Source organism: Saccharopolyspora antimicrobica, assembly GCF_003635025.1.
Taxonomy (GTDB): Bacteria; Actinomycetota; Actinomycetes; order Mycobacteriales; family Pseudonocardiaceae; genus Saccharopolyspora; species Saccharopolyspora antimicrobica.
This window is the reverse complement of sequence record NZ_RBXX01000002.1, coordinates 5,845,324-5,862,087: the sequence shown is the minus strand read 5'-3', so window position 1 is coordinate 5,862,087 and position 16,764 is coordinate 5,845,324. Positions and strand designations below refer to the sequence as shown.

Genomic DNA, 16,764 nt, shown 5'->3' with positions numbered 1-16,764 from the left:
TGTCCCAGCGCCTCCGCCGCCATGTCGCGATCGTGTCGCAGGAATCCGCCACAGCCGTCGACGCCGACCGGCGTTGTCGATAATGGACCGGTGGCGTCGATTCTGCTGATCGAAGACGATCCGCTGGTCCGGCGGGGGCTCCAGCTCGCGCTGTCCAGGCACGGTCACGACGTCCGCACCGCGGACACCGGCGAGGACGGACTGCGCGAGTTCGGCTCGGCCACGCCCGACCTGGTGGTGCTCGACCTGATGTTGCCGGTCGTCGACGGGTTCGAGGTGTGCCGTCGCATCCGGGCCGCCGGTGACGTACCGGTGATCGTGCTGACGGCACGTGGTGACGACTTCGACGTCGTCAGCGGCCTGGAGGCAGGCGCGGACGACTACGTCGTCAAGCCGGTGCAGCCCACCGTGCTCGACGCGCGGATCCGCGCGGTGCTGCGCCGCAGCACCAGCACCCCGGACGGCGTGCGGGTCCACCGCGACCTCCGCATCGACACCTCGTCGCTGACGGTGTCGATGCACGGCGAACCGGTGACGCTGACGCCGACCGAGCTGCGCCTGCTGCTGACCCTGTCCCGGGCTCCTGGCCAGGTGTTCAGCAGGCAACAACTGCTGGAGCAGGTGTGGGAGCACGACTACCTCGGAGACTCCCGGCTGGTCGACAACTGCGTGCAGCGGCTGCGAGCGAAGATCGAGGCCAGTCCGGCGACCCCGGAGTACGTGCAGACCGTGCGCGGGTTCGGCTACCGGTTCGGACCGGTGTGACCCGGCGGCTGTGGCCGCGCGGGCTGCGCGCCCGGCTGCTGGCCGCCTTCGCGCTGGTGACCGTGCTCGGTGCCGCCGCGGCGGCCTGGTCCAGCGCCGGATCGGCGAGCACCGCGCTGGTCACCTCGACCGAGCAGCGGCTCGCCGAGACCGTCGTCGGCCAGATCGCTCCGATCGCTCCCCAGCTGACCTACCCGCCGGACCAGGGTGCGCTCGACCGGCTGCGCGCGGCCATCGGCGCGGACACGCTGGTGACCTACCAGGACCTGCGGTCCGCGGCCGGTGCCGGACCCGAGTTGATCACCGATGCGCTGCGCACCGCCGTGCGCGTCCAGAACCGGCTCGTCACGCAGCGGATCATCGCCGACGGCAGGCCGTGGCTGCTGGTCGGGACGCCGATCGTGATCACCGCCGCCGATGGTGCGCGCACCCCGTCGGGCATCGAGGTCTACACCGCTCGCGACCTCACCGATGTCGACCGGCAGATCGACGCCCTCGCCCGGCAAGCGGTCATCACCGCAGCGCTGGCGCTGCCGCTGGCGGTGCTGCTGGCGGTGCTGGCAGCGGGCAGCGTGCTGCGCCCGGTGCGCGAGCTCCGCGACACCGCCCGCCGGCTGGCCGACGGCGAGCTCGATGCGCGGACCTCGCCCCGGGGCGCCGACGAGCTGGCCGAGCTCACCGTCACCATCAACGAGATGGCCGAGTCGGTGCAGACGTCGATGGCGGCGATGCAGCGGATGCAGGCCGACGCCAAGAGGTTCGCCGCCGACGTCTCGCACGAGCTGCGCACCCCGCTGACCACGCTGACGGCGGTGGTGGAGGTGCTGGCGACGACCACCGACGGGATGGACGCCGACGCCCGGGAGTCCGCGCAGCTGGCGATCACCGAAACCCACCGGCTGGTTCGGCTCGTGGAGGACCTGATGGAGGTCTCCCGCTTCGACGCCGGAACCGCGCAGCTGCGGATGGAGGAGGTCGACGTGGTCGGCGGCGTGCGGAACTGCCTGCGCGCCCGCGGCTGGCTGGACCAGGTCGACCTGGTGGCGCCGGACGAGGTCCTGCTGCGCGCGGACCGGCGGCGGCTGGACGTCATCGTGGCCAACCTGGTCGGAAACGCGCTGCGGCACGGTGAACCGCCGGTGCGCGTGCGCATCTCGGCGTCCCGCGAGCAGGTGCGGATCGAGGTCACCGACAGCGGCCCCGGGCTGCCCGAGCACGCGTTGTCGCACGTGTTCGACCGCTTCTACAAAGCCGACGCCGCGCGCACCCGCACCCCGGGCAGCGGGCTCGGGCTGGCGATCGCGCTGGAGAACGCCCGCCTGCACGGCGGCGATCTCAGCGCGGGCAACGCCGACGGTGGCGGTGCGCGGTTCGTGCTGCGGCTGCCGCGTGACTTGGAGGAGCTGTGAAGCGGATCTGGTTGGCAGCAGCGGTCTTGCTGCTCGCGGGTTGCGGCGTCCAGCCCACCGAAGTCACCGCGGGCAGGCCGGCCCCGACCGGGGTGGCACCCGGGGTGACGCTGTACTTCGTCGATTCCCGGGGCGAGCTCCGCCCGAACCTGCGGCTCACCGAACGGCTGGGCACGATCTCCGAGGCCATGTCGTTGCTGCTGACGGGTCCCGGCGGCTCGGACCTGCACACCGAAATCGCGGCGATCGGGGTGACGCGGGTCCAGGTGGTCACCACGCCGGGCCTGATCCAGCTCGGCGTGCCGTTGACGATCGACGAGGTGACTCCGCGGGGCATCGACCAGCTCGTGTGCACCGCGCTGGGCGTCCACGTGCAGAGCGGCGGATCGAGGAGCGCGAAAGTGCAGGTCCACTTCGTCCAACCCACCCCGGAGTCCGACGAGCGGCGGACCTGCCCGCTGATCAGGTGATCAGCCCAGTTTCGCGATGTCGATGGTGGCCGGAGCCGGCGCGGGCAGCGCCGACCACAGCACGGCGAGCCCGATCATGACCGCTGCGAACGCGAGCGAGCCGCTTCGCCCCGCGGCCCACCTGGCGCGGAACCGGACCGGATCCTCGACGAGGTACTTCGACAGCGCGGCCAAGCCGATCGACACCGCGCACACCAGCACCGTCCGGGCCCACTCGCCGAGTCCCGCCAACTGCGGTCCGAGCAGCACGATGACGGGCCAGTGCCACAGGTAGAGGCTGTAGGAGATCAGCCCCAGCCAGCGCAGCGGCCGCCAGGCGAGGACTCTGGCGACCAGCGCGTGCGGTGCCTGCGCGCACAGCCTGATCAGCAGCGCGGCGGCCAGCGAGTGCGCGAAGAGCCCGCCGGTGAACAGCCACCACGAATCCACCCCGTCGACCAGGAACCACATCGCGCCGATCCCGGTCAGCAGCAGCGCCAGTACGACGCCTGCAGAACGACCGACCGCGCGGGCCAGCACGGCTTGCACCGGTGGGGTGGCGACCAAAGCGCCCAGCAGCAGTGAGAACGCCCTGGTGTCGGTGCCGGTGTAGACGCGGGTCGGATCCGCCGCGTCGGCGAGCACGACCATCAGCACCAGCGAGACGGCGGAAACCGCGGCCGCGGCCACCGCGACCCGGCGGCCGACCCGCCCGAACCGGGCGATGACCAGCACCAGCACCGGCCACACCAGGTAGAACTGCTCCTCGACCGCGATGCTCCACAAGTGCTCGAAGACCCGGTCGGTCCCGAACCGGTCCCAATAGCCGGCCGACTCCGCGAGCAGGTGCCAGTTGAGCAGGTTCAGCTGAACCCACGGACCGTCCGAGAGGGTCGTCCGCACCACGTCCGGCGAGCCCACCGCCCACACCAGCACTGTGACTACCGTCAGCACCACCACCAGCGCGGGCAGCAACCGGCGGATCCGCCGCCCCCAGAAGGCGATCAGCGACACCGCCCCCGTCACCTCGATCTCCCGCAGCAGCAGATCGGTGATGAGGTAACCGGACAGCGCGAAGAACAGGTCCACGCCCAGGAACCCACCGGACAGGTGTCCGGTGTGGAACAGCAGCACCCCGAGGATCGAGATCCCCCGCAACCCGTCCAGCGCGGGCAGGTGCGCTCCGCCCCGCGTGGTCACCCCGGTCTTGATCGGTTGAACCTGCGTCATGGAGCCGACTTTGCCGCCCCCATGTCGAAGCACCGTCCACGTCACGTCCCAGCCCTGTCGCAACATCCGGACCGTCCACTGTGGCGAGGCGCGAGAAGAGCGCTTGCCGCGCAGCATTCCGTGTCCGAACCGGCACTGTCGGTCATCTCGCTTCGCCGCCGTCGATCGCTCCTCTCCGCATCCGCCCGAACACTGGGAATTACATTCCCATTCACTGGGAGAACGGACTGGGCAGCCGCACGTCGCCGACGTACTGTCCCCGCCGTGACCAGCGCGGAAACGAACCGGAAAGCCGGTGGACGGGCAGCGCGGATCCTGGCGGTGTTCGCCGAACAGGAGAGCGCGACGGCGGAGGAGATCTCCGCCAGCACCGGCATTCCCTCGAGCGCCGTGTACCGGCACCTGACGGCGTTCGTCGAGATCGGCCTGGTGCATCAGGGACGCACGCGCGGCCGCTACTGCGCAGGATCGCTGACGGTGCAGATGGCCGAGAACTACCGGCGGGAAGTGCTCAACCAGGGTGGGGTGCGGGCTCGCCTCCGGCGGCTGGCGACCGACACCGACGAACTCGCCGCGTTCCTCGTCGCCCGCGACAACGACGTGCTCTGCATCGAAGCCGCCGAGGGAACACGGGTCATCCGGTGCAGCTTCTCGCCCGGGCTGAGCAAGCCGCTCACCTTCGGTGCGAGCGCCCAAGCCCTGCTGGCGCACCTGCCAGGGGGCCGGGTCGCGCGGGCCGCCGCGACGCACGGACTGACCACCGCGCAGGTCGAGAAGTTGCAGAGCGACCTGCGGCGCGTGCGGGACCAGGGCTTCGCGGTGAGCGTCGGTCAGGTCGATCCAGGCGTGTGGGGCGTGAGCGTGCCCGTGCTGGGCCGCAACCACGACCTCGTCGGCGTGGTCAGCACGATGGCCCCCGATTTCCGCGTCCGAGCGCGGCGTGAGTCCCTCATAACGCTCACTCACGCCGCGGCGCAGGACATCAGCAGACTGGAGGCGTACACGTGAGCACATCCGCTCCCGAGTGGACCGGGCGGACTGACGGACCCGGACCAGAACATCGCAGGTGGCACAGCGCGATCAACGAGTCACCCGGTGCTGCCGGCGTCTCGCTGATCGGTTTTCCCAGCGACATCGGAGTCCGCCGCAACGGCGGCAGGCCCGGGGCGCAAGCAGGCCCGGGCGCGATCCGAGCTGCGCTGGGTTCGTTCGCGATCCAGCCGGAGGTCGTCGTGCACGATGCCGGCGACGTCGCGGTCGCCGGTGATGCCCTCGAAGCGGCGCAGGACGGCCTCGCCGAAGCCGTCGCGGCGCAGCTGGGCGCCGGGAACCTCCCGTTCGTGCTCGGCGGTGGACACGAAACGGCCTACGGCTCCTACCTCGGGCTCGCGCGGAGCGGCCTGCTGGACGGGCGGCGCCTGGGCGTGCTCAACCTCGACGCGCACTTCGACCTCCGGCAAGCCGAGCGCGCGACGTCCGGCACCCCGTTCCGGCAGATCGCCGCCGGGGAAGCCGAGCGCGGCGCCGATTTCACCTACGCGGTCATCGGAATCAGCCAGCCGAGCAACACCGGTGCGCTGTTCGCCACGGCGGCCGAGCTCGGCGTCCGCCACCTGCTGGACCTCGACTGCCAGGAACGGCACGTCGAGAACGTCGTCGAATTCGTCCGGGCCTTCATCGCGGGCGTCGACGCGCTGTACCTGTCGATCGATCTCGACGTGCTCCCCGCCGCGCAGGCGCCCGGAGTCAGCGCCCCCTCGACCCTCGGCGTACCCGCCGGTGTCGTCATCGAAGTGTGCCGGCTGGTCGGCAGCGACCCGAAGCTCGTCCTGGCCGACGTCACCGAACTGAACCCCACCTACGACATCGACAACCGCACCGCTCGGATCGCGGCCCGCCTCGTGCACACGATCGCGATGAGCGCTGCCGACCGATCTGTCCTGGAAGGACGATGAGATGCCCCGTCAGCGGATCTGGGGGCGGCTAGCGACCGCACTCCTCACCGGTCTGGCCGCCTGCCTGCTCGTGTTCGTGCCCACGAACGCGGCGACCGCGGAAGAACCTCCCCCCGCCGACAAGCTCGCGGCGCTGCGGTCCGGTCAGCTCGCACTGCGGGTCGGCACCGACGCCACCTTCCCGCCGTTCGAGTTCACCGACGCCGGGGGAAATCAGCTCGGATTCGACATCGACCTGATCCGGGCGCTGGCCGCGCGGGCCGGGATCAAGAACGTCGAGTTCGTCCAGATGCCGTTCGGCAACATCGTTCCCGCGCTGCAGGCCGACCAGATCGACGTGGGCGCCTCGGCGATCTACATCAGCGTCGAACGCGCCAAAGCCGTTGACTTCACGGACGTCTACTACCCCGGCGGCCTCGCCATCTTCACCAACGAGAAGGACAACTCGATCTCCTCGCTCGAGGACCTGGCGGGCAAGCGGGTCGCCGTCCAGGTGGGCACGAAGTCCGTCGAGTGGCTCAAGCAGCACCAACCCGCCGCACAGCTGGTCACGGTCCAGACCAACGAGCAGATGTTCTCCTCGGCGCGGCTGGGGCAGGCCGACGCCGTCGTGACCGGCGCTCCCGGCGGGAAGTACTTCATCGCCCAGCAGGGCGGTCTCAAGCAGGTCGGTGACCGCTTGACCGAGGAGAACTACGGCTACGCCTTCCAGAAGAGCGATTCGGACCTGCGGAACGCGTTCAACGCGGCGCTCAAGCAGATGCACGACGACGGCTCCTACCAGCAGACCACCGACAAGTGGTTCGGTGCGGAGGCCACCGCGGCCAAGCCGGGCGAACGCCCCCTGTTCAACGTCGCCACCATCGTCGAGTCCTCGGGGCAGATCTGGCAGGGCCTGCTCGTCAGCCTCCAGGTCATCCTCAGCGCACTGGTGCTGAGCCTGCTGCTCGGCACCATCGGCGGCTTCGCCAAGCTCAGCCGGATCGCACCGCTCAGGTGGCTGGGCACCGCCTACGTCTCGGTGATCCGCGGCACGCCGTTCGTGGTCCAGCTGTTCTTCATCTACTTCGGACTCCCCCAGCTCGGCCTGCAACTTCCCCCGATGGCCGCCGGAATCATCGCCCTCGGGCTCTACAGCGGTTCGTACGTGACCGAGATCTTCCGCGGTGCCGTGCAGTCCGTCGATCGCGGTCAGCTGGAGGCGTCGCGGTCGTGCGGGATGTCGCACGCTTCGGCCATGCGCCACGTGATCATCCCGCAGGCGTTCCTGCGCATGCTCCCGCCGCTGGGCAACGAGTTCGTCTCGATGACGAAGAACTCGGCGCTGGTGTCCTTCGTGACCATCCACGAGCTCTTCCTGGTGGGGCAGACCATCATCTCCCGCACGTTCGACGCGCTGACGGTCTACCTGTTCATCGGCCTGCTCTACTACCTGATCACCAACCTCATCGGTTTCGCGACGAGCACCATCGAGAAGAAGATGGCGGTGTACATCTGATGGCACTACTCGAAGTCAAGGACCTGACCAAGAGCTACGGCGATGTCGAGGTGCTGCGCGGGATCGACTTCACCGTCGAACCCGGCCAGGTGGTCGCGGTGATCGGTCCCAGCGGCGGTGGCAAGTCGACCTTCCTGCGCTGCCTCAACCTGCTGGAAGTCCCGACCTCCGGCAGCGTGCGCTTCGACGGCGAGGAGCTGACCGGCAGCGGTGTCGACCTCGACCGGCTGCGGTCCCGGATGGGCATGGTCTTCCAGCACTTCAACCTGTTCCCCAACATGACCGCGCTGCGCAACGTCGTGCTGCCGCAGATGAACGTGCTCAAGAGGTCGAAGGCCGAGGCCGAGGCGAAGGCGCGCGCCCTGCTGGAGCGCGTCGGCATGCTCGAACGCGCCGAGGCCTATCCGAACCGGCTGTCCGGCGGGCAGAAGCAGCGCGTGGCGATCGTCCGCGCCGCCGCGATGGACCCGAAGCTGATGCTCTTCGACGAGCCGACCTCCGCGCTGGACCCCGAGGTCGTCCAGGACGTCCTCAACATCATGTCCGAGCTCGCCGACGACGGCATGACCATGGTCGTCGTCACGCACGAGATGGGCTTCGCCCGCAAGGTCGCCGACCGCGTCGTCTTCGTCGACGGCGGGCACATCGTCGCCGACCTCCCGCCGGACGAGTTCTTCGCCGACAGCAACACCCACCCCCGCATCCGCACGTTCCTGGACAAGGTCCTCTGACCGGCGCGGACCAGACCGGAGCCGTCGCTGCGACCAGCAGCGGCGGCTTCGCTCCGCGGGCACCGAGCCCCTGCACCTGACCTGCCCGGGCAAGCCCCGGTCAGGTCAGCGCGCGGCAGCTCCCGCCAGTGGCCCTGCCCGCAGGTCAGCGCTCTCGAACAGCTCAGCGACATGGAACGCGACAACGCACTGGTGTTCGTGCGGCGGACCGGCGACCTGCTGATGACGCACGAGTTCGGCGTCGACGAGCTCATGACCAAGCTGCGGATCTGGCGCGAGCGCCATCTGATCACCGTGGCCGAGGGCACCCGCCGCGACAGCACCTGCTCGGCCGTTGCGGCATAGGCTGGAGGCGAGTAGTCCGGGTGGAGTAGGAGCGTCGATGAGTTTTGAGGCCAGGTCAGCGCGCGGCAGCTCCCGCCGGTGGCCCTACCCGCAGGTCAGCGCTCTCGAACAGCTCAGCGACATGGAACGCGACAACGCACTGGCGTTCATACGCCGGACCGGCGACCTGCTGATGATGCACAAGTTCGGCGTCGACGAGCTCATGACCAAGCTGCGGATCTGGAGCGAGGAGTTCGACTACGCCCACGAGCACGATCCGATCGAGCACATCACCTCGCGGATCAAGCGCCCGGAGGCGATCGCGGCCAAGCTGGCCCGGCGCGGGCTGCCGGTCAGCCCGGAGTCGGCGCGCGAGAACCTCACCGACATCGCCGGCGTGCGCGTGGTGTGCCCGTTCGTCTCCGACGTCTACCTCCTCCGCGACGTCATCCGCCAGCACGAGATCGAGATCGTGCAGACCAAGGACTACATCGCCGAGCCGAAGCCGAACGGCTACCGCAGCCTGCACCTGATCATCAAGGTCCCCGTGCACCTGTCCGACCGCACCGAGCTGGTCAACGTCGAACTCCAGCTGCGCACCATCGCGATGGACTTCTGGGCCGCCGTCGAGCACGAGCTGCTCTACAAGAGCGGAGGCGAGGTACCGGAGAACTTCGCCGCCGAGCTCAAATCCGCGGCCGAGACCGCAGCCGGGCTCGACGCCCAGATGGCCTCGCTGCACAAGCTCAGCGAGAGAACGTCCGACTAGAGCTGCGTTCGAGCGGCACCGTCGAGAAAGGCGGTGGTCGCGGCGGCGCTGACCTGTTCGACGCCCTGACCGCCGCGAATGGACAGCTTGATCAAGGACCTCAGGATGCCGAGGAACGTGGCGCGCAGCGTTTCCGGATCGAAGTCGTCGCGCAGCGTGCCGTCCGCCACGCCCCGGGCGAGCAGGGCACGGATCGGCTCCACGATCTGCGTTTCGACGGCCCGGGCGTCGACGAGACCGGGCGGCAGCTCCACCAGCGCGATGTACTTGCGCCCCGTCGTGACGATGGCGCGGCTCAACCGCGCGATCCCCTCCCGGACCGGGAGGGCGTCCAGGCCGGCCTCGACGATGCGGCGGCCCAGCTCGTCGATCCCGGCCCCTGCCAGCACGCGCAGCAGGGCTTCGCGGTTGGGGAAGTAGCGGTAGAGCGTTGCGCGACCGACACCGGCGGCGGTGGCGATCTCGGCCATGCTGGCGTCGCGGCGCTCGGCGAGCACCTGGGCCGCAGTGTCGACGATGCCGGTGGCCACGTGGTCCCGCCAGGCCGGTCTTCCACTCACCGATCGAGCGTACCTCTCCGTCCAGGTTCGAGATGTGCACTCTTTTACTGAGACATCTCTGTCTCAGACGAGTTGGACGTGGACCGAAGCATGGTGGGCCTGGTCCGCGACATCGGGCACGCCTGCAGGCTGGGGCCCGAAGGCCTGCGGATGCGGCAGCGCGGACGCACTCGCCGTACTACCGAGACCTCGTGCACCGCCATCGAAGGCCTGTTCCACGAACACCACCTCGGCAACATCGCGGTGGAACGCGCGACCGAATCGCCGCGGCAAGCCCCCAGCGGCGAATACCGCAGAATCATCCCGCTCCGCATCACCGGAACCCCGAGGCCGCGCCGTCACCACCGGCACGGCTGTCCTGAGACTGCGACCGCCTGCAAATGCTGAATACACCTTGCAGAACAAGGGAATCCGCCCACCCACCCAGCCGAACGAGCCACCTGCCGCGGAACGGGTTCGCAACGCGCCGAGATCCGCGAACGACAGAGTGCCAGAGGTGGGTGAACAGCGACGGCTGGAGTTGGCTCGCTGCGTCCGTGCATGCTTCCCTTACCTGGAATCCCTTCCACAGCAACGAATATGAGGAGAATACGGATGTTCCGACGAAGCAGGATCGCCGCCGTGGTCGCCTTCGCGGCCGGACTGCTGGGAGGGTCGTTCTCCCCGGTTCACGCCCAAGCACCTGTGCCCGCTCCCGGGCACTTCACCGCCGACGGTGTGTACATCCACGCCGAACCCCGCCTCAACTCCGCCAGACTCGGCGAGGGCTTCAAGAACCAACCCGTGGACGTGCACTGCTACGCGCGAGGGGACGTGGTGGACGACACCGACTTCTGGTACTACCTGACCGACCAGGCCACCAACGTAACGGGCTATTCCACGGCGACACTGGTCATGTTGAGCGGCCAAAGCGTGCCGCCTTGCCCTCGTCCCCTCTCCCCCGCGCACTCCGGGTGAGGATTTGCCTGATGGCAACAGATTCCGCGCAACTCATCGGTATGCTCTGAAGCGACCGGTTACAGGTACGGACATGACCTGAGCACGCCGCGCCTCTTTGGAGCGACGAGGGCGCGCTTCAGCCGGCGGGACCGAACAGACATAGTCCTAAAAGGACACCTCGACGCGGCCTTCGGCGCCAGGCGCTCCGCGAACACCACCGCCGTGGAACGCGCTACCGAGTCGCGCCAGCGGCAAGTTCCGCAGAATCACCCCTCTCCCGCCGACGACCTGTCCCACGGCGGCCGGTTCACGCCGTGCGGAGTTGCTTTTCCAGCGGTGTCGGGAAGGACGGGACCACGGGGGTTCCGTTCAGGCGGGGTTGCAGCGCGTCAGCGGCGTCTCGCACCGCGCGGGCCGCCGCCGCGCCGCGGTCGACCAGCAGGCTGGTGGCGATCGTTCCGTCCGGGCGCACCGCCCAGCCTCCGATGACCTCGCCGCCCCACCAGATCGTCGGCCCGATGTTGCCGTTGCGGTCGAACAGGGGCCGGGAATCCTCGGGCAGGTACCAGTCGCGCTCCTTCCAGCCCATCGGCGTGGGATCGAGCGCGGGCAGCAGCGCGGCGGTCGGGGCTGCTGGCTCGTCGGCCGCGATGTCGTCGGCCATGACCAGCCCGCAGCCGACGTCGACGGTATCTAGCGCGGCGAGGGCCTTCCTGGTGGCGCCGAGCGTCCAGCCCGTCCACCACTGGACGTCGGCGACGGTGGCCGGGCCGAAGCGCCGCAGGTATTGCTCGACCAGGCGGGCCTTGGCATCGGGCAGCTCGGGGATTCCCCGTGGCCACCAGCTCGACGCAGGTTCCCAGGTGTGCGCGCGGGAGGTCCACGATCCGCGCGGTTGCGCGCGGACCATCCGGCCCTCGGCCGCCATCATCACCAGCACGTTCGTGGTGATGTTGCGCTTGACGTCCCACTTCTTGCCCGACGTCGGCAGCAGAGCGGTCCGCAGCCGGGGCTCGTCGGCGGACAGCTGGGCCGCGGTGGCCGAGCCGCGCTCCGCCAGCGCCTGTTCCACCGAGGACTCCACCGATAGCAGCCAGCCCTCGACATCTGCGGGCAGTTCCGGGTCGGTGGGGATCGTGGTGAGCTGCTGGACCAGCCGTTTGCGCTGCCGGTCGGCGACCTCCAGCGACGCGGCGTTGTGCACCACCGGCACCAGATCGGTCGGCACCACGAACAGCGTGCGGCGCATCGCCAGCATCCGGACCAGCTCGCGGTCGTCGTACATCACCTTGGCGACGTCCTCGACCGACGCCGACGGGCATCGGGCGAGCACCGACAGGAAAACCGTGGCCGGGTCCGTCGCGTGCAGCACCACCAGGTCGGCCGCTGCCTGGGCCGGGTCGCTCGCCGTCCCGGCGAGGTGGTGCCGGGCGACCAGCCGGGCCCGCCGTCGGTGGATGTCTAACCGCACGATCCCATTGCTACCAGCAGGCACCGACACGCACCGCGCTGACCCTGGCATCCACCGATCGGTGGCGGGCATGCGACAGCGGGTGCAGCGCCTCGCGGGCAGGCTCGACATCGAGTCGGAACCGGGCGGCGGCACCGCGATCTCGGCTTCCGTGCCGGCCATCCCGGCCGGAGGTGAGCGGTGATCTCGCTGCTGATCGTCGATGACCACCCGGTGGTGCGGGACGGGCTGCGGCCTGACGTGATCCTCATGGATCTGCGGATGCCCAGGACCGACGGCGTCACCGCCATCGAGGAGCTGGCGAAGCGCGGGGTAACGTCACGGGTGCTCGTGCTCACCACGTACGACACCGGCCGCGACGTGCTCCCGGCCATCCAGGCCGGCGCCACCGGCTACCTGCTGAAGGACGCGCCGAGGGAGGAACTGTTCCGCGCGGTGGAGGCCGCCGCTCAGGGGCAGACGATGCTCTCCCCTGCCGTCGCGACGCGGCTGATGGGCCAGATGCGCCAGCCTGCCTCGGAACCGCTCCCGCAGCGCGAACTGGAGGTCCTGGAGCTGATCTCCCGGGGATCGACCAACCGCGAGGCGGCGAAGCAGCTGTTCATCAGCGAAGCGACGGTGAAAACGCACCTGCTGCACGTGTACGCGAAGCTCGGCGTCAACGACCGCGCAGCGGCCGTGGCCGCCGCGTTCACCCGCGGCTACCTGACACCACGCACGTGACGGGTCAGCGGGCATCCGGGGCCGGGGACAGGAACTCCAGGCGGTTGCCGAGGTTGTCCTTCGCGTAGAACCTCCGGTGGCCGGGGAAGTCGTCGTCCCAGAAGACCTCGACTCCCCTGCTCTCCAGCCGCTTCGCGAGGCCGTCGAGGTCTGCGACCAGGATGCCCGGGTGTGCCTTCTTCGCCGGGCGGAAGTCCTCCTCCACGCCTAGGTGGATCTCCAGGTCGTCGGCCCGGACCCACAGGCCGCCGCGGGCGGCGAGCACCGGCGGTTTCCGGATCTCGGTCATGCCCAGCACGTCCACCCAGAACCGGCGGCAGTCGTCCTCGCTGTTCGGCGGGATCGACAGTTGCACGTGGTGCAGACCGAAGCCCAGCCCGGAAGTGGTCTCGGCGGTGTCATCGGGCTGAGCCGGCATGTTGTCGGTCAATTCCGCGGTTCCTCTTCCATCGTTGCGATTCGGGGCGGCGCCCAGTGAATCAAGGCCGCTCGCCCAGCGCTAGGCCTTCACCGCGGCGGGTCGTTCACCTGCTGCTGGGAGGCTCCTGATGCTTGGGCGTAGCCGGCGATGACCGCTTCGAGCGTTGCCGGGTCGATCACGTCGTCGATGTGGGAAAAACCGTTCGGGTCGCTGCGTTCGACCTCGTCGATGACGTTCTCCGGGCCGCCTCGGCGGTTTCGGAGCACGATCTCGCTGGTGGCCGCCAGGCGGTCGTCCTGGTAAGTCAGCAGTGCTTCGGCGGGGTCGGAGCACTGCGCCAGGTGGCCACTGAGGCTGGTGGCGTCGAGGATCGCCTGCCCTGCTCCGTTGGAGCCCATCGGGTGCATCGGGTGGGCCGCGTCGCCCAGCAGCGTCACCTGGCCCGTAGGTCCAGGCGGGCAGCGGGTCGCGGTCGCACATCGGGAACTCGAAGATCTCCTCGGTGGCCTCGAACAGCCCGGCGTGGTCGACCGCGGGCGACCGGAACCGCGCGATGTACCGGGCCAGCTCCGCCCGGTCGCCGGGTCTGGCCCAGTCCTGGCGCTTCGGCGGTGGGGCACCGGGCTGCCCGGTCTGCACGCAGATCGCCCAGTCGGTGAGCCTGGTACCGGGGCTCCGGCCCGCCGCGATCGGGTAGACGACCAGTTTGGCCGCGGTGCCGCCTGCGACGATCATGGAGCGGCCGCCGTCGAACTCCGGCCAGTCGGTCGCGCCGCGCCACATCATGACGCCGTTCCACCGGGGCGGTCCTTCCGCCGGGAACAGGATGGATCGCACCGTCGAGTGGTGCAGGCGCAGGGCGGTGGTCAGGCCGCCGATTCCGGCTCCGACGATGATGACCTTCACAGTCGCCTCCTGTGCAGACCCTCACCTCCAGGGTGGCCGAGGCGGGTGGAGGGCACTACCGCCGGTCGGCGTCTGGGTGCTTGGGTGGGGGTTGTGTCGGCGGTTGGGTTTGACTGATCTTGCGTTGCCTTTCCGTGGTTGGTTCGGGTTTCTGGGGTGGGTTTTCAAGGTGGTTGGGGCTTTTTCTGTTGTGTTGTGGTGGGGGTCATCCCCGTGGTTTGGGGGATTGTGGGGGCTGTGGTCCGTTTTGGCTTTACGTCACGGGGATGACCCGGTATGGAACGGGCCCCGGTGTGTGCTGGTAGCTCGCGGGGAGCAGGTAGCCGGGCCGTAGCAGGTTGAGTCGTGGGTTGTTCCGTCACCGGCAGGTGGTGCGTCGGGTTGCTGTGGTGTGCGGGCTGCCAGCTGGTCAGGGGTGGCGACCGCTGCAGTGGTGGCCGCCGCTTCGGGTTGGATGGGGTGACCGAAGCATCCTGTGCGCCGCAGACTCCGCCTCGACCACCACGTTGGCCACCTTGCCACCAGCTGCCGAATGAGCGCCCTGCGAATACGCAGTGATCCCATTCCTTGGTAACTCCTGGTACCCGTTTCTGCTCGAAGGAAGCCGGGCGGTTTCCGGGGATGTGGTTCCAGTGGGTCCTAACAGGACGTTTGTCGTTTCGCGCTTCCAGCGGTAACACGCCACCACCGTCTTACTCCCGGTCCGACCAAGACTGCTGTTCGCCCTGTCACGTAAGGGTTTTCGCGTTTTCCGGTGTTGTGATCACCTGATCGAAGGACGTTTATTTGCTCGAAATCTTGTTCGATACTTGGGAGGATGGGTGACATGGATGTCATGGGGTTGGTTTCCGGGTCGGGTGCGGGTGGCGAGAGCCCGCAGTCGGCTATTGCGGCCTGCTCGGACTCGGAGCTGATGGCCGTGATCAGTGATGCCGAAGCCGTGATGCGGGCCGCGATGGCAGTACAGGTGCGGGCCATCGCTGAAGCCGAGGAGCGTCGCATTCCCACCGCGCATGGGGCGCGGAAGACCGAGACGTGGTTGCGGGAGAAGCTCAACATCGCCGCGGGCGAGGCGAAGAATCGGGTGCTGGTGGCGCGGATGGCCACCGAGCGCGCCACCCTGCAGGGGGAGCCGATCCCTGCCGAACTGCCCGCCACCGCCGAAGCCATCGCTGCTGGGGCGATGACGGTGGCTCATGCGCGGGTGATCATCGACGGTGTGCGCCGGATGGCACCGGTGTGCACTCCTGTCGAGCTGGGTCAGGCCGAGTCGATGCTTGCCGGATACGCCCGCGACTACTGTCCGCACGACTTGGCGAAGCTTGCTGAGCGGATCCGCTACTTCTTCGACCAGGACGGCGCGTTCCGCGCCGAAGAAGTTCAGCATGCGCTGAGGGAGTTGCACTACGGCACCGCCGCCGACGGGATGACCGTGATCAAAGCGCGTCTCGACCGGGAAACCGGCGCGAAGTTCCGCGCTGCGCTGCAGCCGCTCGCTGCGCCCCGCCCCACCGTGGACGGTGAGCCTGACCAGCGCAGTCCCGGCCAGCGCAACGCCGACGCCCTCAACGCGCTGCTGGACATCGCCATCGCTTCCGACCAGCTGCCGCGCTCCGGTGGCCAGCGACCGCACATCACGGTGACCATCGACTTCGACGACCTCGCACGTGCGCTCCAGACGCCTCACAGCGGCGTGCTTCCGGGAACTCTGACCGCGACCGGTCAGCCGATCACCGCCGCCAACGTTCGACGGTTGGCCTGCGATGCCGAGATCCTCCCGGTCGTACTCGGCGGTGACGGACTCCCCCTCGACGTCGGCCGTGCCGAGCGGACCGCGCCTCCCCACGTCCGGGCTGCGCTGCTGTTGCGTGATGGCACGTGCGCTTTTCCGGCATGCGACCGACCGCCGGGGACGCCGGAGGCACATCACATCGAGAGCTGGATCGACGGCGGGGCCACCGATCTGGCCAACCTCGTCATGCTCTGCGGCCACCACCACCGAGCCATCCACAACCAGCACTGGACCATCACCGTCGAAGACAACCGACCGCTCTTCACTCCACCCACCACAGTGGACCCCGACCGGAGACCGAGACCGGGCGGTCGGTCCGTGGGGGCCGAACACAACACCCTCCTCCACCAGGTCATCCCACGACCACGCCGATCCGAGGAGACAACACATGTCGCCTGAGCCGCCCACCTCGGGCGGCCACCCCCGCACGCCCAAATCACCCGACGATGCGAGTGGGCCGGGGTTCAAGTCGCACCGCGGAAGCGGGGCGGGCCGCCGGCGACTGGTGGCCCGCCCCGCACGATGAGACGTCGAACGGTCTGCGTCACACTCGCCGATCAGGCGGCACAGCAATGTTCTCGCTGGCTTCAGCGGTCCAGACGCTCGGCAGCCTTGGTGGCCTTCTCCTTGACCGAGCGGCTGATGCGCTGGTCCGCTTCGATGTCCCGCAGGGCTGCCAACCCTCTGCTGCGGTTGATGCGAGCGAGCGCAAGCGCCGCTTCGAGACGCGTCTGGTCGCTCTTCCCGCCTGCCGCCATGGCGGCCAGCAGCCGTTCCGACGTCTTCCGGTCGCGGACCTTCTGCACCGCGAGGAGCCGAACG

20 protein-coding genes and 1 pseudogene are annotated in these 16,764 nt (G+C 69.1%); 15 read left to right on the top strand and 6 right to left on the bottom strand.

The annotated features are described in order from the left end of the window. Nucleotides 1-90: 90 nt before the first annotated feature. Genes ATL45_RS28000 through ATL45_RS27990 form a run of 3 tightly spaced genes read left to right on the top strand, consistent with a single transcriptional unit; the run spans nucleotide 91 to nucleotide 2,644 of the window. Nucleotides 91-765: a response regulator gene (locus tag ATL45_RS28000; protein WP_093148746.1), complete on the top strand. Its 675-nt coding sequence runs from the start codon at nucleotides 91-93 to the stop codon at nucleotides 763-765. Next, complete coding sequence (locus ATL45_RS27995; protein ID WP_093148748.1) at nucleotides 762-2,174, top strand: ATP-binding protein; 1,413 nt, start codon at nucleotides 762-764, stop codon at nucleotides 2,172-2,174. The genes ATL45_RS28000 and ATL45_RS27995 overlap by 4 nt, the downstream gene beginning before the upstream one ends. Next, nucleotides 2,171-2,644 (top strand): hypothetical protein, encoded by a 474-nt coding sequence (locus ATL45_RS27990; RefSeq protein ID WP_093148752.1) that lies wholly within the window; start codon nucleotides 2,171-2,173, stop codon nucleotides 2,642-2,644. The genes ATL45_RS27995 and ATL45_RS27990 overlap by 4 nt, the downstream gene beginning before the upstream one ends. Here ATL45_RS27990 and ATL45_RS27985 read toward each other — a convergent pair whose 3' ends face one another. Next, the gene (locus ATL45_RS27985; protein WP_093148754.1) at nucleotides 2,645-3,853 is read right to left on the bottom strand and encodes an acyltransferase family protein; all 1,209 of its coding nucleotides are present in this window, start codon (nucleotides 3,851-3,853) and stop codon (nucleotides 2,645-2,647) included. Nucleotides 3,854-4,117: 264 nt separating this feature from the next. Here ATL45_RS27985 and ATL45_RS27980 point away from each other — a divergent pair, with 264 nt between their 5' ends. The 6 genes from ATL45_RS27980 to ATL45_RS27955 all read left to right on the top strand — a co-directional run bounded on the left by ATL45_RS27980 (nucleotide 4,118) and on the right by ATL45_RS27955 (nucleotide 9,130). Further along, the gene (locus ATL45_RS27980) at nucleotides 4,118-4,861 is read left to right on the top strand and encodes an IclR family transcriptional regulator (protein WP_170210370.1); all 744 of its coding nucleotides are present in this window, start codon (nucleotides 4,118-4,120) and stop codon (nucleotides 4,859-4,861) included. Continuing rightward, nucleotides 4,858-5,808, top strand: a complete 951-nt coding sequence (gene hutG / locus ATL45_RS27975) for a formimidoylglutamase (protein ID WP_093148762.1) — start codon at nucleotides 4,858-4,860, stop codon at nucleotides 5,806-5,808. Before ATL45_RS27980 ends, hutG begins: the two co-directional genes overlap by 4 nt. Before the next feature lies 1 nt (nucleotide 5,809). Further along, complete coding sequence (locus ATL45_RS27970) at nucleotides 5,810-7,306, top strand: ABC transporter substrate-binding protein/permease (RefSeq protein ID WP_093148766.1); 1,497 nt, start codon at nucleotides 5,810-5,812, stop codon at nucleotides 7,304-7,306. Next, nucleotides 7,306-8,037: an amino acid ABC transporter ATP-binding protein gene (locus ATL45_RS27965; RefSeq protein WP_093148771.1), complete on the top strand. Its 732-nt coding sequence runs from the start codon at nucleotides 7,306-7,308 to the stop codon at nucleotides 8,035-8,037. Before ATL45_RS27970 ends, ATL45_RS27965 begins: the two co-directional genes overlap by 1 nt. Before the next feature lie 171 nt (nucleotides 8,038-8,208). After that, complete coding sequence (locus ATL45_RS39405) at nucleotides 8,209-8,382, top strand: hypothetical protein (RefSeq protein WP_177241925.1); 174 nt, start codon at nucleotides 8,209-8,211, stop codon at nucleotides 8,380-8,382. 37 nt (nucleotides 8,383-8,419) lie between these two features. Next, on the top strand, nucleotides 8,420-9,130 hold the full coding sequence (locus ATL45_RS27955; RefSeq protein ID WP_093148775.1) for a GTP pyrophosphokinase: 711 nt from the start codon (nucleotides 8,420-8,422) through the stop codon (nucleotides 9,128-9,130). On the opposite strand, the gene ATL45_RS27950 is transcribed toward ATL45_RS27955, so the two are convergent. Then, complete coding sequence (locus ATL45_RS27950; protein WP_093148780.1) at nucleotides 9,127-9,690, bottom strand: TetR/AcrR family transcriptional regulator; 564 nt, start codon at nucleotides 9,688-9,690, stop codon at nucleotides 9,127-9,129. The genes ATL45_RS27955 and ATL45_RS27950 overlap by 4 nt on opposite strands. Before the next feature lie 90 nt (nucleotides 9,691-9,780). Between ATL45_RS27950 and ATL45_RS38550 the strand changes: the two genes are divergently transcribed. Beyond that, nucleotides 9,781-10,077: a hypothetical protein gene (locus tag ATL45_RS38550; protein ID WP_143121580.1), complete on the top strand. Its 297-nt coding sequence runs from the start codon at nucleotides 9,781-9,783 to the stop codon at nucleotides 10,075-10,077. A 207-nt stretch (nucleotides 10,078-10,284) separates the two neighbouring features. Continuing rightward, a complete protein-coding gene (locus tag ATL45_RS27945) occupies nucleotides 10,285-10,647 on the top strand; it encodes an SH3 domain-containing protein (RefSeq protein WP_093148787.1) in 363 nt (120 codons plus the stop codon). Between the two features lie 289 nt (nucleotides 10,648-10,936). Here ATL45_RS27945 and ATL45_RS27940 read toward each other — a convergent pair whose 3' ends face one another. Beyond that, a complete protein-coding gene (locus ATL45_RS27940; protein ID WP_093148790.1) occupies nucleotides 10,937-12,100 on the bottom strand; it encodes a winged helix DNA-binding domain-containing protein in 1,164 nt (387 codons plus the stop codon). Nucleotides 12,101-12,161: 61 nt separating this feature from the next. On the opposite strand from ATL45_RS27940, the pseudogene ATL45_RS40390 reads away from it, so the two are divergent. Next, nucleotides 12,162-12,284 (top strand): annotated as a pseudogene (locus ATL45_RS40390) (ATP-binding protein); the annotation flags it as partial. After that, nucleotides 12,281-12,823, top strand: a complete 543-nt coding sequence (locus ATL45_RS27935) for a response regulator (protein ID WP_093148792.1) — start codon at nucleotides 12,281-12,283, stop codon at nucleotides 12,821-12,823. The pseudogene ATL45_RS40390 and the gene ATL45_RS27935, both read left to right, overlap by 4 nt. Before the next feature lie 4 nt (nucleotides 12,824-12,827). On the opposite strand, the gene ATL45_RS27930 is transcribed toward ATL45_RS27935, so the two are convergent. Further along, nucleotides 12,828-13,253 carry a VOC family protein gene (locus tag ATL45_RS27930; RefSeq protein WP_246025587.1) on the bottom strand — a complete coding sequence of 142 codons (426 nt, stop codon included), beginning with the start codon at nucleotides 13,251-13,253 and terminating at the stop codon, nucleotides 12,828-12,830. A 77-nt stretch (nucleotides 13,254-13,330) separates the two neighbouring features. After that, nucleotides 13,331-13,681: an FAD-dependent monooxygenase gene (locus tag ATL45_RS39785; RefSeq protein WP_246025586.1), complete on the bottom strand. Its 351-nt coding sequence runs from the start codon at nucleotides 13,679-13,681 to the stop codon at nucleotides 13,331-13,333. Nucleotides 13,682-13,746: 65 nt separating this feature from the next. Here ATL45_RS39785 and ATL45_RS39780 point away from each other — a divergent pair, with 65 nt between their 5' ends. Further along, nucleotides 13,747-13,941 carry a hypothetical protein gene (locus ATL45_RS39780; RefSeq protein ID WP_246025585.1) on the top strand — a complete coding sequence of 65 codons (195 nt, stop codon included), beginning with the start codon at nucleotides 13,747-13,749 and terminating at the stop codon, nucleotides 13,939-13,941. 1,026 nt (nucleotides 13,942-14,967) lie between these two features. Further along, entirely contained in the window at nucleotides 14,968-16,341 is a 1,374-nt protein-coding gene (locus ATL45_RS27915) for an HNH endonuclease signature motif containing protein (RefSeq protein ID WP_342775310.1), read from the top strand. 188 nt (nucleotides 16,342-16,529) lie between these two features. On the opposite strand, the gene ATL45_RS27910 is transcribed toward ATL45_RS27915, so the two are convergent. Further along, nucleotides 16,530-16,748 carry a hypothetical protein gene (locus ATL45_RS27910; RefSeq protein WP_093148796.1) on the bottom strand — a complete coding sequence of 73 codons (219 nt, stop codon included), beginning with the start codon at nucleotides 16,746-16,748 and terminating at the stop codon, nucleotides 16,530-16,532. Nucleotides 16,749-16,764: the final 16 nt, after the last annotated feature.